The sequence below is a fragment of the Hahella sp. CCB-MM4 genome (assembly GCF_002260525.1).
Taxonomy (GTDB): domain Bacteria; phylum Pseudomonadota; class Gammaproteobacteria; order Pseudomonadales; family Oleiphilaceae; genus Hahella.
Genome location: NZ_MRYI01000004.1, coordinates 207,571 through 223,352 on the forward strand (window position 1 = coordinate 207,571; position 15,782 = coordinate 223,352).

Sequence of the window (15,782 nt, forward strand, 5' to 3'; positions counted from 1 at the left end):
AGGTAATACATTCCAAACAAGTGTTTGAAACATACGTTTGATGCTCAAAAATGTCAAGTAAAATGCTGTAAAGGATTTGTACAGCTGACAAATGCCGGAATCTGGAACGAATCCGGTTCAGGCAACTAAAAAGGCTGCGACCAATACTTCAGCCGCAGCCTTCTCGCAATTGAAACACTTTTACGTGAAAAGTTCTTTCCTAATCTCGCCTGATTACTGCCTAATCTGCCCCATTGGCACCAATTTTATGAATTGCCAGGTCAGCGCCCTCAAACTCTTCCTCAGCACTTAACCGTAATCCGGCCACCGCCCTGACCACACCGTAGACGATAAAGCCGCCAATAAGCGCAATCGCAACACCGGTGACAGAGCCTACCAACTGGGACATGAAGGTGACTCCGCCAACACCGCCAAACGACGTCAGGCCAAATATGCCTGCCGCAATACCGCCCCACAATCCACAAATACCGTGTAACGGCCACACACCCAACACATCGTCGAGCTTCGGCATTTTTTTCTGCAGCATTTCAAACAGGTAGACGAAAAGTGCACCGGCAATGGCACCGGTAATCAGAGCTCCCACAGGATGCATGAGATCGGAACCTGCACATACCGCCACCAGACCAGCCAGCGGGCCGTTGTGAATAAAGCCGGGATCCTTCCGTCCCACCAACATCGAGCTGACAATTCCGCCCACCATCGCCATCAGGCTATTGACCGCAACCAGCCCACTGACCGACTCCAGCGTCTGAGCGGACATCACATTGAAGCCAAACCAGCCGACCGTCAGTATCCAGGCACCCAACGCCAAAAACGGGATATTGGAAGGCGCAAAGGCCACCAACCTGCCATTACGGTAACGCCCGTTCCGGGTTCCCAGCAGGTATATCGCCGCAAAGGCAATCCAACCGCCAACAGCATGCACCACCACAGAGCCGGCAAAATCATGGAATTCCGCTCCAAAGCTCTGACTAAGGAATTCCTGGAACCCATAATTTCCATTCCAGATCATCCCTTCAAACAACGGATAGACCAGAGCCACACAAAGAGACGCGGCAATCAGCATGGGATAGAACTTTGCCCTCTCAGCAACGCCACCGGAGATAATCGCCGGGATCGCCGCAGCAAACGTCAGCAGAAAGAAGAATTTCACCAGATCATAGCCATTCTTTCCGCCTAACTCCTGGGCTCCGACCATGAAATCGATTCCGTAAGCCACTTTATAACCGACAAAAAAGTAAGCCAGAGTGGATACACCAAAGTCCGTCATGATCTTAACCAGCGCATTCACCTGGTTTTTATGCCTGACCGTACCGACTTCCAGAAAAGCAAATCCCGCATGCATGGCAAGCACCATGATAGCCCCCAGCAGGATAAACAACGTATCAGCTCCCTGCATCAGGGATTGAACAGCATTGTTAATGTCTTCCACAGATCTCTCCTATTAACGCTCTTTTATAGTGCATCATGCTTTTTATGCACCATTTATGTGCCTTGATCAGCAATCAATTCCCTCTCAGGGAAATTATCTATATTGCTGTTTTTATTAGTTTTTATTTCTTATCGCCCGAAGTGTCAGATAATGTGGACAATGAGAAGCGCTATTCAGATGCAAAAAATGCTCCAACAGTGCACCATAATAAAGCGTAACAAGATGTTAAATATAAAGAAGGGGAATTTTGGGGGTTAACTCAGAAGATGTTGCACCATGTTAGTGCGCAAAATAATAATTAACAGCTTTCTTTCATTCTTTATCTTCAATCAAAGCATTATATTGTGATGCCAGATTGGCATCGATGACTGAAAAAATAACCTCTTTCACGTGCGAAGCATTCAGTAGACTTTGTTTTGAAGAATTGACGGCGATGGGTATGGCCTTGTCTACCGGATATCCAAATATCCCGCAGCTAATGGCTGGAAAAGCAATGGAGGTGCAATGATATTGATCAGCCAGGGCAATGGATTCGCGGTAGCAGGAGGCTAATAACGCCTCTTCGTTCATATGCCCGCCATGCCAAACAGGACCAACGGCATGAATGACGTATCGGGCCGGAAGGTTGTACCCTTCCGTAATCACCGCGCCACCGGTATCACAACCATTAAGCCTGGAGCAGGCGTTTGCCAGTTCAGGGCCGGCCGCACGATGTATGGCCCCACAAACTCCACCGCCTGGCAACAATTGATTGTTTGCCGCATTGACAATCGCATCTACCGCCAGAGTGGTAATATCGCCCACCAGAACCCTGATCATGATCAGCTCCTTATTCTACTCCTTATATCGTCTGCTCCTTATCTCCTTATCTCCTTATAGATAAGAGGACTATTTCAACCCAAGACTATCATCTGTATTACGACACATCTGAAAACTCCGACTGCAACCGGGAGGAAATTTTCATGTAATCGTTTTTGACCACTTTGAACGCCTGCTGGGCTTCCAACATGTACATCAGGTACAAGCGTATAGCCGCCGCAGAGCGCATGGCTTTTATGAGTGCGCTCTGCTGGCTCAGTAAAACGATTCTTTTATATCTCTTGTCGGCCAGCGCACGGCGATATGGAATCATCATCTGGCATTGATATGCCAACCCCCGACTCCCTTCCAGCATCCTGATGTGACTTATTGCCCGAAACTCCATGGCCTTTTTAGTTGCCACAATCTCTCCATGGTTGGGAACTTTGACAAACAGACGACGCACAGGAGGAACGGAAAACGATAGCAAGGCAACCAGAACACCGAAGGACACACCTGCCAACCATGCGGGCAGGAATCCGAACCAACCGATCAGAAACATTCCCGCCGACAGCAGAATCGCCAAAAGCCAGAGATCCCTCCTTCTTTTCGCCCCTAATACTTCCACAACGTCCGGATACTGCTTCATGGCAAGCAAATCGTAGTTCAAGACCTCCAGCGGCTCACACTCCCGAATAATCTGAACCAGCCTTGCCTGCTGCTCCTTGAGCTTCAACAACTCTTCCTTTCTTTGCTCAGCAGTTTGCTTGGGAGCGGCTTCTTTTCCACCTGCGGGACTATTTCTTTTAGCCGCATCGGCTGCCTTGTTTGTACGCCCTCTGGTGTTATCCAACTGTTTTCCGGTTGCATTGGCCGGAACGGTCTGGCGTGCTTTCGCCGGTACTTTGCTTTCAGTCGTCTTGTTTTCAGTCGCCTTATTTTCAGCCGTCTCCGCCCTCTTTCTCTCTGCAGGCTTCCTGCCCTTGTCCGGCGGAGCGATACTGGTGGCCGGCAAATTTCGGCTGCGGTGCTCCTCAATAGCCTTTTTAATAGGATCAAGCTCCCCTCTTGCAAGGGCTCTCAACTCTCCAGGCTCCAGGTCCAAATCTGTTGGGTTATGTATCTTCATTATCTTCCGGCAATATCACATCACAGCTGTCTACGTGCTTACGACTGGTTTCACTTTCCGTTAGTCAAACACCTTTCATCTCTCTTCCATCCGCGAACCTAACACCTTCGTGCCGGTTGCCCTGTGAAATGAAATGTCAGGAAATGGAACCAAAACAACATAGCACCAATAACAGTCAATTTTTTGACTTCATTATGTATATTATGGTGTATAGGCAATACTCAGGCCATTTTGATTTTCGCTTCCATTCCTTTTCTGGTCATGGCCCTCGCATCTATTACCGCACCGAGTGAGGACCAATGACTTAAATTATCCCTAACATATCATTAACCTAAGGGATTACAGCCTCTATAATCCAAGACACACCAGCATTAGCATCATTCAGGATCGATCCACTATGTTTACCGGCATCGTACAAGGCAAAGCACAACTTATTGATTCAGATAAAAAAGAAGGCTTATATACTTACACCTTCAAATTTCCCGACGACCAGTCGAATACCAGAATCGGCTCCAGTGTTGCGATCAACGGTACATGTCTCACTGTAGTAAAAGTCGACCAATATCAGCTGACCTTTGACCTGATGCAGGAAACCCTTCGACTGACCAGTCTAGGTCAGCTAAAACCGGGAGACGTGGTTAACTATGAGCATGCCGCCAGAATCGGTGATGAGATTGGCGGCCATTTGATGTCCGGGCATGTCCACTGCACTGCCCCTCTTGTGGCGATGCATACTTCAGAAAATAACCTGGCATTAATATTTGAAGTACCCTCCGAATGGAGTCGTTATATTTTCCCCAAGGGTTTTATAGGTGTTAATGGTGCCAGTCTGACTGTGGGAGATTGCAACGCTCAACAGTTTACGGTAAACCTGATTCCCGAAACCCTTAGAGTGACAACCTTCGGCGACCTGCAGGAAGGTCATCTGGTGAATATTGAAATTGATCCGCAGACCCAATCGATAGTTGATACAATTGAGCGAGTACTACCGACCTTGATCCGTCAGCAGGCTGCAACTGAATAAGTGGCTCACAAGCGAAATTCCGGATCCCAAGCGTCGGTTAAATGTCGAAATCATAAGAAAGCGTCCTTCTCATGCTGATTTTACCTGCCGAACACAAATTGAACTGGCAAAGGCCTCCCGTCATTACACTGGCGTTGATCATTATCAATGTCTTTGTGTTTTTCCGTCTGGATGCAACAGACACCCGACTGTATAACGACGCCTATGATCACTATGTCAATGATCGTCTTTACGTGATGGAAGCCCAGGAGTATGCCGACTACCTGCAGCGGCAGGTGAACCTGGGATTGGACGATCGCTTCGACCTCGCAGCGGAAGTTCAGCAGGCAGTCACAGACAACAACACTGAAGAACTGATTCCCCTGATGCTCACAGATCGGGGATTTGTTTCCTATCTGACCGATAAAGGGCCGGAATTTCTGGAACCCGAGGTCTACAATGACTGGCTCCCCAAACGCCAATATATTCAACTGAACTTTCTGGACAAACTGAGCTACTGGCAAATGGGGCTGATCCCCGCAGATATAGAACTGGGGGACCTGTTATCCTACCAGTTCCTGCATGGAGACATCGGACATCTGGCCGGCAACATGGTGATCCTGTTTCTGCTCGGCTTTGCAATCGAGCGTATCCTGGGAAAAGCCCTTTACATCCTGGCCTATTTATTTACCGGAGCCTGTGGCGGTTTACTCTTTGCCGCCGTTGAAGGCAACAGCCTTCAACCGCTGATCGGCGCATCTGCGGCCATTTCCGGCTTAATGGGCATGTACGTCAGCTACTATCGATTACGCAAGATCCGCTTCTTTTACTTCGTCTTTTTCTACTTTAATTACTTTAAAGCACCTGCACTGCTGTTACTGCCATTGTGGCTGGGTCTGGAGATTTATCATTTCTTCTATGACTCCCTCTCTCATGTAGCCTATATGGCTCATGCAGGAGGACTGATTGCCGGTGCGGCTATCATGATCCCCTGGGCGAAGTGGTATCAGCCCGACTCAGAAGATTCGCATTCCCATGACGAAGCTGACCTGGAATTTCGCACCCAGCTTTCGAAAGGGTTTAAGGCCATCAATAAAGTGGATTTTGATGAAGCCCGGAGCATTTTTCTTCGCCTTCACGAACATAACCCTCATCACAGCGACATCATTCGACAGCTGTTTCATTTATATAAAATTCACCCAAAGGATCCCGATAGCCAGCGCTTCACCCAGCTGGCACTGGAAGACGCCCTGACATTCAATCGAATTGATGAGGCTATTGCCATTTTTGAAGAGTACAACCGTTATGCTTCAGGGTGCCCGCTGTCAGACACCAGCTATTACTTCCGCCTTTTAAACGGATGTCTGAGCACCAATCGCATGAGTGAAGCTGAGAAGTTACTGGATACCATAGGAAAGTCCGTTAAGGACAAAGGATTGATATCAGAAGGTTTCCGATCCGCAATTCAGGCTTTCAACGCTCGCGAAATGCCGATGAAAGCCAAAAAGTATGAAAAGGTCCTGGAAAACCTGCTCACCACTTCCGGTCCTGATACTGTCTGACGGCATCAGGTTTGGATTCTATCCGAATGAAACCTTGGGATCAGGTAATCGCCCATCCTTTTTAAGGTGCTCCAGCAGCTCCGGCACCTGGGCAGCCAGGTCATCCTGAGAAAAATTCTTTGCCAGATACATCAGGTATTGCTTGGCTTTGGGCCCGTTATGCAGCCCATTTGCGAGTGCGCGAGCCGATAGCATAATCACTTCAGCCTGATGTGGCGCATCTTTAAAACGCTGACCATAACCTTGCAGTACGCGCAGCAGCAATCGATAGTCCCCAGCGTGATACAGGGATTGAGCAATATGATAGGCGGCTTCGGGATCACGCACTTCGAACTTCTCTCTTTTGCTGTACAGCCCCCGCAACATTTGCCTGATCTCCCGGATACGGCCGGTTTCAACAAGCAGTTTCAACACCGGCAGGGACTTTTTATCCAGAACATCCCACCTTCCAGTCAGCATCAGCAACTTAAAGAGCCTGTCCAGGGTCACCTTGTCATAGGGTTTGCGACTGAACAGGTTCGTCAGTGACTCTATCGCCAGATCGTATCTACCATCCTTGAGCGCAATATCAATCTCTATCAGAGACTGCTTTTCATTCTTCTGGGCCAGATCAGGTTTATGAACTTCATGCTGAGAGGAATGAATTGCGCCACCAAGCCGAGGCTGGTACTGATATAGCACATATCCCATCATGCAGAAGATCACCAGCATGAAATAACTCGAGGTAAATCCTGTAATGGTGTAAGCCAGTGAAGGGTTAAAACGCGTGACCACGAACTCCTGCACAGCCCCAAGCCCCAGCATCAGCAGTATCAGATATCCGCACATGACAAAATATGGCCACCCAATCGCCCCGACAACACCAAGTATCCGGGATGGATCCAAAGCCTGGGTAATCTCATGCTCTGTCGCCAGCAGCATGATACTGGCAGGCAGGCCTATCAGGATAAGTATCAGAAGCAGCATCGCAATGCCTGATCCCAGCCACATATTGGCAGCAAACACCAACCCGCCAAAAATAATAAAGATCAGAGTCTGCTGAATCACCAGCATCAACCCGCCCCCCATAAACGCCTCTTTGAGTGTCGGCGGCTTCAGATCTCCACGGGCGGATTGTTCGATCACCAGATACATATACTTGGTCTGCGCACAGACCAGCACAATGAGTATGATCAGCGCCAGAAACCCCTGGTTGAAAATGGCAGGCAATAAGGTACAGATAGCAATCAGGACGATAGGATCGCGGGAAATCGGATAAGCAAAGAAATCACTCAGGCACTGCCAGAACGGGGGCACCTTGGCTGTTGATCCGCTATGTCCCAGATTCTGATGGCATACAGGACACTGGGCATTATAGCTGCCGGGAGGCATGGCAACACAATGCTCACAAAAGTGGACCTGGCAGTTTTTACAATACCACTCAGAAGGCTCTAACGGATGATATTGACAATAGCTTTCCATTTACTCCGCCCCAGAGGTTCTATCACACAAACACTTTCTTTTTATTCATCAACAACCAATTCTCCAGCATCAACTGCGGATTAAGATTGCGTTGTTCGACCACACTTTTACGGGCCTCAATCAAAGCCTGATACAAATGCCACGCAGCCTCATTCGACATGCGGGCAGTAACTTTTTTCAGGCGTGAGTCCGATAGTTGCGCATATGCTTCGGAAGCGTCAGCTCCATCGGTCGTCATCACCATGACATCCCTCATCCACACGGCCAACCAATGCAAAACCCACTCCACATCCTGTTTGGCCCACTGAGCCGCCAGTGAAAAGGCATCCTCTCGGCCTTCAAGGTAATCCAGCCATGACGTTAATATCTGAGACTGCAAGTCGGTCGCATTTTCATTATGCCAGTGTAATCCGGTTAACGGCTGACCGCCCGCTGACTTCAACAGTTCTGCCGCCTTTACCATATCCTGCTGACTCTGTTCAGCCAACCACCGAACAGCCACTTCCTGCTCGGGCATCGGCAATTTAATGATCTGGCAGCGACTCCGTATGGTAGGCAACAGCAAGCTCGCCTGACTGGTTACCAGAAGAATAACCACACCGGCCGGCGGCTCTTCCAGAGTTTTCAACATGGCGTTGGCAGAATAGACGTTCATCGCCTCTGCCGGATTAACGACAGCAACCAAACGATGGCTAACCTGCGGACGACTATGCACAAAATCAGACAGAGCCCTGACCTGATCTATCTTGATCGACTTGCTGCCTTCCTCAGGCACAATCGTCATCAAATCCGGATGGCTGCCGGCTTCCAGCAGACGACAACTCTTACAATGTCCACAGGGTTGAGGATTGGGAGTGTCACAGACCAGCAGATTGGCGAGCCTCTGTGCCAGAGGATATTTACCGATTCCTGCCGGGCCAGTCAGCAAAATCGCATTGGGGAAGTTTCCCCGACCATTCTGATTGACCCAAGCGGACCACTGTCCCTCGAACCAAGGCAATGAAACTGGTGAAGCAATACCCTTATCCATCAAAACTACGAGAGTACCCTGTTGGTTATAAATAGATCGTCAAATGACCAAATCAATCATCAAATAGCCGCTACAGGCGATTAATCTGGCGCTTTATCTGCCTTAACAACTGCTGACCGGCAGCACGGTCACTCACCCCGGCAAACAGCAGCCTTTCAAATCCAAGCACAATAGAGCGAATGGTTGGTCTGTCAGCCTCCAGGTTTCCTGGTGCTTCCAAAATTTGCCTGGGCGTCATCCCCGGATGAATACTACTATTCTTTACAGCCAATTTCCTGACAAATCTATGATATTGCCGCTGCACCGGCTGCTTTCTGTTTTTCGCCCACTCCGGCCATAAGCTATACAGTCCCAGGCCACCAAAAAGAACCGCAGCAGTGACGGCAAGCAACATGGCAATATACTTGATATCACCATTTCCCAAGAAGCGGCTCAGCAAGGACTTTTGAGACTCCTGATCATAGTTCACAACCCGGCTGATCCACATATAGTTCAAGTATTCAGCCTGATCCCGTATCCAGGAAACGATATTGACATCACTGAACCTGGATAATGACAGCGGTGAGTTTTGCAGGAAGGTTCCCTCCTCTGCCACAGCTTCTCTGATTCCTGATTCAACCCTGGCAGGTGACACCGCAGCAGTAGGATCTACCCGAACCCAACCTTCTCCCCTCAGCCATACTTCCAACCAGGCATGGGCATCATACTGATGTACCACCAGGAAGCCGCCCTGAGTATTCCACTCCCCGCCCTGATAACCCACTACCATCCTTGTAGGAATGCCCATCGCCCGAAACAGTATGCCAATAGAACTGGCATAGTGTTCACAGAATCCGCGTCTGGATCCGAATAGGAACGCATCCGCCCGGTCAGAGGACGGCAGCAAAGGAGGATTCAAAGTGTAGAAGAAGTTATTTTCATTCAGAAATTCCAGAACATAATTGATCTGCCCCCGAGGAGAGTCATGGCTTTGTACAATTTGCCCGGCCCAGGTGATCGTTTGGGGATTTTCAAGTTGGGGAAGCTTTGTGTACCTGTCGATTTCAGCCGGAGTAAGCTGCTCACCAGATTGCACCTCCCTCTTCATGCGATACCAAGTGGCAGACTTGACCTCTTTTGTAAAGCGAACCAAGCCTTGTGTCGTCGAGTACGCATCTCCGGCAACCAGTTGGGAGCCGTCCAGTGAAAACCCCCAACTACGATTATGGGGATCAAGCAAGACTTCATAGTCAAACGCTTCATCCCGACTCAGGTTTCTGGGCTTCCCGCTCCAGCGTTCCGTGTTTTCCTGGAAAAATGAACGTGACCAGCGGCCGGAGAAATAGCGGTCAAGAATCAGCCCTTTCCAATAGAGATCCTTTGGCAACGGGATATTGTCGCGAAACGTGACCCGAAATGCCCGTTCTCCTGACTGGGCCAGATTGGCCACATCTCCGGGGGACACCGTGTCGTCAAGACCGGTAAATGCGGAAGAGCTGTTCAGAGGCATGCTCCACAAAGGACCGAATCTGGGGAATACGACATAGAGAATTGCCAGAACCGGAACGGCCAGCAACATCAGACGATATACACTCCCCAGACTGCTGACCAGGGATTTCATTTTCATTTGCGTGCTCACCGCCGTGAGCGACACCAATCCCACCCCCATAAAAGTAAAGACAAAGGCGGTTCGAAACAGTGACTGGCTAAACAGTAACCCCAATGCGAGGAGGAATAACGTCATAAAGCTGAAAATATAGGCATCCCGATGACTCTTCAGCTCCACCAGCTTAAGACAGTAGGCAAGCACGAAGAAGCCGACGGCATTTTCGACCGTAAACTGTCTTCGACTGGTCCAGGCAAAAAGCAAAACGGTCAACACCATTAACGAGGCTTTGATCCATTTATTCAATTCAGGAATCCAGCCTTTGAAGGCAGCCATCCGAAACGCAACGACAGCCGCCGCAAATAATATCAACCACCCCGGCAACACCTCCCAGTGCCCGAGAGTGGCAGGTATCAGTGCAATGATCAGCCAGATCAGCGCTTGCCGCTCTACTCTCGGAGGATGGTTAAAATGTCTACTTAGTCTGCGACCGCCCATCATTCATCATCCCTCGGGATACAGCGCTAATGCCGAGAGGCATTGATTCTTATGCAGCTCCGATAAATCAGGAGCGATGACCTTACCCGGCAGGCGCACACCATATAGCTGCCTCTTGGCATTCATTGCCAGCACCTGATGACACATCATGGCCAGCCTGATTTCTGTGTCGCCGACAGAATAAGCACTGAAATCAATCCATTCCGGATCAGTCAGCGGCTGAGCGAATTCCTTGGAATAGAATTCACCACTCTGGGCGTATTTCTTCCAAGCCACCCGGTTAAGAGACTCTCCCGGAACATAGCTGCGCAATCCTTCAAAGTCCTCCTGACCAGGAATCATCGCCTTTTTTCCGCTCTGTTGATCACCCTCTGCCTGCCCCCAGACCATCTGGGACTCCAGGGGTTTTGGATATACGATGATTTCAGCCTTTAAATCCTGCCAGGACCATGCACGAATCAGCCCCATGGGAAATACAGAGGTAATCAACATTCGTCCCGGCCGGTATCGACCACGCTCCGGACAGGGCAGCTCGATGATAAAGCGCACTGACTGCCCCTTTTCAATGTCAACAGTATTGAAGCTTTCCGGAACCCAACCGATTTCGATACTGCTATGATTTTTTTCCCGGGCAGCAACGACAAACTCAAGCCCTCCAAGATCCCCTGCAAAGCAGGGTTCCGAGTGGTGAAACTTGATATACAGCCCCGAGATATTTCGATAGGCCGAGACAATATTGAGCAGCAGAATGGAAAAAAGGAAAAATCCGACAGCCAGTATCATCGAGTTCTGATAGTTGATACCCGTCAGAATCAACAAACCGATCAACCCCAGAAATAAGACGCCCCAGCGAGTGGGCAAAATAAAGATTTCCCGATGACTCAGTTCCACCTGATTCACAGGAGGAATTCGTCGCTCCACCCAGAATGACACCCGTTTTTCGAATTGTTGAATAACGCTCACCATCAATACCCAGACAATAAATCAAGACTCTAAGGAACCCCTGAAAAGCTACCTACGTTGCCACAGCGGCGCTTATGGTTCCCTAAATTTATTATGTTTTCCCGTATTTTGCCGACTCTTTTACAAAACTTAATCAAAATACGCATATAATAGTGGCTATATCATTAACCTGATCCGTAATATTGTTAGCCGGTAGTATACCTGCTCAATACCGTCATCTGAGAGTTCAGCTGTATCCTGAATACGGTAGGTTAAAAACATTTACTGGTGGGAATTATGTCAAATAACCGTACCGGACGTTTTATCCAGAAAACTCTCATCGGCAGCCTGGCTTGCCTTGGTTTCAACGCCTTCGCAGAAGTTAAGTCCTTAACCAGCGGCGAGCTGACCGATACCTACATAAAAGACTCAACCATTATCGTCACACCGGCGGTAAAAGCCCCTGCCAAAAAGACGACCCGCACTTATACCATTGCACCGGGAGAACCGGTAAAAACTGAGTCCGAGGAACAGGCAGATCTTGAAACCAGCCTGGCAAACGAGTGGCAGGAATATGTTGATGCGGCAGAATTTTCCAAGCAACGCACCCGGGAACAGGAACTGGCTCTGGCCAATATCACCACACCGGACCTGATTCCTCTCACGGAGAGGACACTACCTTACAACATGACGCTGCCGGAAGGTGCTTTCACCTTTGAGCAGGTACTGGGCCAGACCGATACCCAACCGATTACCCTCCCTTACGGAGATGAATTGAATATCCAGTCTAACGGACAGGAACTGACAATTTCCGTTGGAAACCTGCCCGGTGTCGACCCGATTCTGCTCCAGCAGAGCTTGCAGGGAGGACTGGTTAATTTGAAGCCGAGAGATAACGGTGGTTTTGACCTCACCCTGACAATCCCCCAGCAATAATCACTTCATATAAACCAACAATAACCACTTCATATAAAAAAGCAGTCTCGCATACGTAAAAAAGGCGCTTTAAAGCGCCTTTTTTATTAGCTTCTCTGGAGTCGCGGAATCAGAAGTATTTTACCGGAGTCAAAGAAAATTCACCGGACTGACCAGGAATCGTAAACGTGTTGTTTTCCAGCGGAGCGTTCAGGATCAGGATCCCCTGATTCGAAATAAACAACTGGTCATGCACATTGACCGTATCGTCATCCAGTGTGATGTCCAGCGGTGAAAACTGGGTTCCTCTTCCAACATTCGGCTGGAATGAAAACATCATGGCACCGCGGTCGATTGTTCCGTCATCATTGGTATCGACCCCACCCATTCTCATGGGGAAAATGGAGAATAGCGAATCAACAACTCCCCCGGTTTGAGGCATGCCGAACATCTGCCCCTGGAAAGTGAGCTGCTGGGTGGAAACATTTCCGTCGGTAGAAGAGCCGCCGGGCAAAATAACTTCCTGCGCTCCACCATCGGGGGGGGTGTACACGATAGCATCGTAGGTAACCTGCCCACTCATCTCTATGACAGGTGCAGCTTGTCCATAAAACTCCCCCAAAGCCTCATCTTCGAGCGGCTTTAGCTCTGCAAGACATGCATTTGCCATCAATACAGCGGAAGTCAGTACGATTCCCTTAAGAACTTTCATGTCACTTCATCCTCTGGCTGCGTGCTACCAGCGCAGTCAAAACTGAATAATGATTCGTTTGTAACCTGATATCACTCTACGTTACAAAACTTTTCCAATCAGTGAGTCTCTTCACAAATTGTTGATATCATTTATTTTTATCATGTTTCGAACACAAGAAAAGGCGCCCTTGGGCGCCTTAACTTTGTAGATATCGCTAGGAAATATTTTCCAAATCGATATTACAGGCCGTTACCACGGATAACCAGTTGCAGGTTATCGATGTTCATGCCGATGATTTCGATTCCGCCGTAGCTGGAAACTTGTTGAGCTGCAACAGTACCAGACTGACCAACGTTAGCCAGATCGTACTCTTCTACGAATACGCCCATGTCGCCAACTTTGAAGTTGATGTTGGAGTTAGCGAAGCTGATACCGATACCGCCGTCGCCTTCTGCAACCGCACCACCGTTAGCGATAACGTTAGCCAGGTCAGCAGTTGCGTCGATAGTCATATCAACCGCACCAGCGATAGCGATGTCCTTAGCGATGAAACCACCAAGTGCAGGAACTGGGTTACCAGCGTTTACGTTAACGCCCAGGTTAGAGTCCTGATCCCAGCCACCTTCGATGTCAACGATCCATTTGAAAGCGTCGATGGTGATACCAGCACCACTCCAGTCAACTCCGTAGAAGTCACCAGTAGAAGCGTCAACACCAGAAACTGAACCGAAGCCAGCTTCGATTACCAGACCGCTCTGACCAGAAACGTCAGCCAGTACAGAATCGTCAACAGCTTTCAATTCAGCTTGAGCAGCCAGAGGAGCAGCAGCGATAGCAGAAACCAACAGTAATTTTTTCAGGCCTTTCATTTAATTTCTCCTAAAAGATATTTTTTTTATTGATGTGAAACTCTTACTTGAGCTTCTTTACAAACTTCCTGCCCTACACTTTTAATTTTAAGATTGTCTGACATTCCGTTTTGTAATCTTGCGATTGTTACTTTAGTTTTCCCTCTGTAAGTTTTCCGTGACAATCCTCACACTTTCTGCATCATTCTGAAGCACCGAAAAATTCCATTTTTTCTTCACTTACACAGGCACTAACTCTACAATCCCCGGTTATACAGAACTTCAGGAAGTTACTGCCTTAAACCATGAATGCAGTGTATTGGTGTAAAGAAGTGGAATCCGTGACTATGTTCACAACCCGTAACGACATGTTACATTTTGTTAACGACACCTCATTTTCCAGTTGAAACAATACGCTTACCAGCACACAACCGTTACTCACAAGCCCCTCCAACACCAGACAGATGCCAATAATCAGACTTCCCTATTCCGACGCCGACACAGTGATAGAAAAGCTTTCCAGGCTGAAAGGCTTTGTTTGGTTAAGGACTCATATCAGTCAATTTGGGATTGTGGACATTGCGGCGGTAGAGCCGGAGTGGATCAGTGAGATTCCACTAAACCGGACAGCATCAGAGTCTTCTTCCGATCTCCGGAACATTATTTCCAAAGTTCAGCATCAGGATACGTCCCCGGTTCACAGCCATGAACTTAGCGACATATTTAACGGCGGACTAATCGGCTATTGCAGTTATGAAACCGGCCGAGACCTGATTCTAACCTCACCGGATAAGCGGCCGGGAAGCGGCGAACAGTTGCTCCCTAAATTCTACGCCGGCTACTTTACCAACTATGTTGTCATCGACCACCAGGGGCAACGACTCATCGGCGATCTCTCCAACGACATCCTGAAAGCCTTCGAAGCCCACTCAGAGGACGAGCCGTGTTCGCATGACGAGGCTCTATCAATTAGCGAAACAAGTCATCCGGACTTCACCTTCTCCGACTTTCAGGGGACATGGAACCATCAGGATTATGCCGAAGCTTTTCAAAAGCTGATTACCTATATATATAGTGGCGACACCTATCAGGTAAATCTCACCCAGAGGTTTCACGCCAACTACAGCGGCGATCTATGGAAAGCCTTCAAGCAGGTCCATAAGCAAACGGATGCCCCGCACTCCGCTTATATTTCTATGCCTTCGGGCAATGTGCTGAGCTTTTCTCCCGAGAGTTTCCTTAGCATCTATCAGGGCGTGTTGAGCACCAAACCTATCAAAGGCACCCGACCAAGGGCCTCGGATCCAGTACGTGACGAGGAGATTTCCCGGGAGTTACTGAATAGCCCCAAGGATCGTGCAGAAAACGTCATGATCGTGGACCTGCTGAGAAATGATCTTGGCAAAGTGGCCAAAACTGGCTCTGTAACGGTGGACAAGCTATGCGAACTGGAAACCTTCAGTAATGTCCACCACCTGGTCAGTACCATTTCAGCCGAACTGAAACCCGAGATTCATCCTCTGGAAGCCCTATTTGATTGCTCTCCAGGAGGATCGATCACCGGTGCCCCGAAGAAAAGGGCCATGGAAATCATCGAAGAGCTGGAACCATTTCCCCGTAGCGTTTACTGCGGCAGTGTGTTTTTTCTGAGCCGAAATGGTCGGCTGGAAAGCAACATTGCGATCCGTACCATGGTTTGTCGGGAGGGAGATGCTTATCTATGGGGTGGCGGTGGCATTGTCGCTGACTCGGTGTGCGAATCCGAGTATGAAGAATCACGGGTGAAAATTCGCCACATTGCCAAAGCCCTTGGCGTAGAACTCCATCCCAAGGGCTTTGATGATCAATAAGAGCTTTTGATCAATAAGGGTTTTGGGGATCGATA

General features: G+C 48.9%; 13 protein-coding genes. 4 read left to right on the forward strand and 9 right to left on the reverse strand.

The features are described from left to right. Positions 1-220 precede the first annotated feature (220 nt). The 3 genes from BTA51_RS10665 to BTA51_RS10675 all read right to left on the reverse strand — a co-directional run bounded on the left by BTA51_RS10665 (position 221) and on the right by BTA51_RS10675 (position 3,359). Positions 221-1,432, reverse strand: a complete 1,212-nt coding sequence (locus BTA51_RS10665; protein WP_210404809.1) for an ammonium transporter — start codon at positions 1,430-1,432, stop codon at positions 221-223. A 312-nt stretch (positions 1,433-1,744) separates the two neighbouring features. Further along, positions 1,745-2,251, reverse strand: coding sequence for an O-acetyl-ADP-ribose deacetylase (locus BTA51_RS10670; RefSeq protein WP_094707433.1), 507 nt, complete (start codon positions 2,249-2,251; stop codon positions 1,745-1,747). 97 nt (positions 2,252-2,348) lie between these two features. Beyond that, entirely contained in the window at positions 2,349-3,359 is a 1,011-nt protein-coding gene (locus BTA51_RS10675; protein ID WP_094707434.1) for a hypothetical protein, read from the reverse strand. 397 nt (positions 3,360-3,756) lie between these two features. Here BTA51_RS10675 and BTA51_RS10680 point away from each other — a divergent pair, with 397 nt between their 5' ends. Next, complete coding sequence (locus BTA51_RS10680) at positions 3,757-4,383, forward strand: riboflavin synthase subunit alpha (protein ID WP_094707435.1); 627 nt, start codon at positions 3,757-3,759, stop codon at positions 4,381-4,383. A gap of 71 nt (positions 4,384-4,454) precedes the next feature. After that, positions 4,455-5,924: a rhomboid family intramembrane serine protease gene (locus BTA51_RS10685; RefSeq protein ID WP_094707436.1), complete on the forward strand. Its 1,470-nt coding sequence runs from the start codon at positions 4,455-4,457 to the stop codon at positions 5,922-5,924. 18 nt (positions 5,925-5,942) lie between these two features. Here BTA51_RS10685 and BTA51_RS10690 read toward each other — a convergent pair whose 3' ends face one another. From BTA51_RS10690 to BTA51_RS10705, 4 genes are all read right to left on the reverse strand, one after another. After that, positions 5,943-7,385: a B-box zinc finger protein gene (locus BTA51_RS10690; RefSeq protein ID WP_246840996.1), complete on the reverse strand. Its 1,443-nt coding sequence runs from the start codon at positions 7,383-7,385 to the stop codon at positions 5,943-5,945. 22 nt (positions 7,386-7,407) lie between these two features. After that, positions 7,408-8,415 carry a DNA polymerase III subunit delta' gene (locus BTA51_RS10695; RefSeq protein ID WP_094707437.1) on the reverse strand — a complete coding sequence of 336 codons (1,008 nt, stop codon included), beginning with the start codon at positions 8,413-8,415 and terminating at the stop codon, positions 7,408-7,410. Between the two features lie 70 nt (positions 8,416-8,485). Continuing rightward, a complete protein-coding gene (locus tag BTA51_RS10700) occupies positions 8,486-10,501 on the reverse strand; it encodes a DUF3488 and transglutaminase-like domain-containing protein (protein ID WP_094707438.1) in 2,016 nt (671 codons plus the stop codon). 3 nt (positions 10,502-10,504) lie between these two features. Continuing rightward, the gene (locus tag BTA51_RS10705) at positions 10,505-11,464 is read right to left on the reverse strand and encodes a DUF58 domain-containing protein (protein ID WP_094707439.1); all 960 of its coding nucleotides are present in this window, start codon (positions 11,462-11,464) and stop codon (positions 10,505-10,507) included. A 273-nt stretch (positions 11,465-11,737) separates the two neighbouring features. Here BTA51_RS10705 and BTA51_RS10710 point away from each other — a divergent pair, with 273 nt between their 5' ends. Then, entirely contained in the window at positions 11,738-12,376 is a 639-nt protein-coding gene (locus tag BTA51_RS10710; protein WP_094707440.1) for a hypothetical protein, read from the forward strand. A gap of 109 nt (positions 12,377-12,485) precedes the next feature. On the opposite strand, the gene BTA51_RS10715 is transcribed toward BTA51_RS10710, so the two are convergent. Together BTA51_RS10715 and BTA51_RS10720 are read right to left on the reverse strand one after the other, a co-directional pair. After that, a complete protein-coding gene (locus BTA51_RS10715; RefSeq protein WP_094707441.1) occupies positions 12,486-13,067 on the reverse strand; it encodes a DUF6160 family protein in 582 nt (193 codons plus the stop codon). A gap of 221 nt (positions 13,068-13,288) precedes the next feature. Next, positions 13,289-13,918, reverse strand: coding sequence for a DUF6160 family protein (locus BTA51_RS10720; protein WP_094707442.1), 630 nt, complete (start codon positions 13,916-13,918; stop codon positions 13,289-13,291). Positions 13,919-14,361: 443 nt separating this feature from the next. Here BTA51_RS10720 and pabB point away from each other — a divergent pair, with 443 nt between their 5' ends. Continuing rightward, a complete protein-coding gene (gene pabB, locus BTA51_RS10725; protein WP_094707443.1) occupies positions 14,362-15,747 on the forward strand; it encodes an aminodeoxychorismate synthase component I in 1,386 nt (461 codons plus the stop codon). Positions 15,748-15,782 lie beyond the last annotated feature (35 nt).

Excerpts from the sequence above, each read along its gene's own strand:
- BTA51_RS10670 (WP_094707433.1), bottom strand. The coding sequence starts at position 2,251 with ATGATCAGGGTTCTGGTGGGCGATATTACCACTCTGGCGGTAGATGCG.
- BTA51_RS10675 (WP_094707434.1), bottom strand. The coding sequence starts at position 3,359 with ATGAAGATACATAACCCAACAGATTTGGACCTGGAGCCTGGAGAGTTG.
- BTA51_RS10680 (WP_094707435.1), top strand. The coding sequence starts at position 3,757 with ATGTTTACCGGCATCGTACAAGGCAAAGCACAACTTATTGATTCAGAT.
- BTA51_RS10685 (WP_094707436.1), top strand. The coding sequence starts at position 4,455 with ATGCTGATTTTACCTGCCGAACACAAATTGAACTGGCAAAGGCCTCCC.
- BTA51_RS10690 (WP_246840996.1), bottom strand. The coding sequence starts at position 7,385 with ATGGAAAGCTATTGTCAATATCATCCGTTAGAGCCTTCTGAGTGGTAT.
- BTA51_RS10695 (WP_094707437.1), bottom strand. The coding sequence starts at position 8,415 with ATGGATAAGGGTATTGCTTCACCAGTTTCATTGCCTTGGTTCGAGGGA.
- BTA51_RS10700 (WP_094707438.1), bottom strand. The coding sequence starts at position 10,501 with ATGATGGGCGGTCGCAGACTAAGTAGACATTTTAACCATCCTCCGAGA.
- BTA51_RS10705 (WP_094707439.1), bottom strand. The coding sequence starts at position 11,464 with ATGGTGAGCGTTATTCAACAATTCGAAAAACGGGTGTCATTCTGGGTG.
- BTA51_RS10710 (WP_094707440.1), top strand. The coding sequence starts at position 11,738 with ATGTCAAATAACCGTACCGGACGTTTTATCCAGAAAACTCTCATCGGC.
- BTA51_RS10715 (WP_094707441.1), bottom strand. The coding sequence starts at position 13,067 with ATGAAAGTTCTTAAGGGAATCGTACTGACTTCCGCTGTATTGATGGCA.
- BTA51_RS10720 (WP_094707442.1), bottom strand. The coding sequence starts at position 13,918 with ATGAAAGGCCTGAAAAAATTACTGTTGGTTTCTGCTATCGCTGCTGCT.
- pabB (WP_094707443.1), top strand. The coding sequence starts at position 14,362 with ATGCCAATAATCAGACTTCCCTATTCCGACGCCGACACAGTGATAGAA.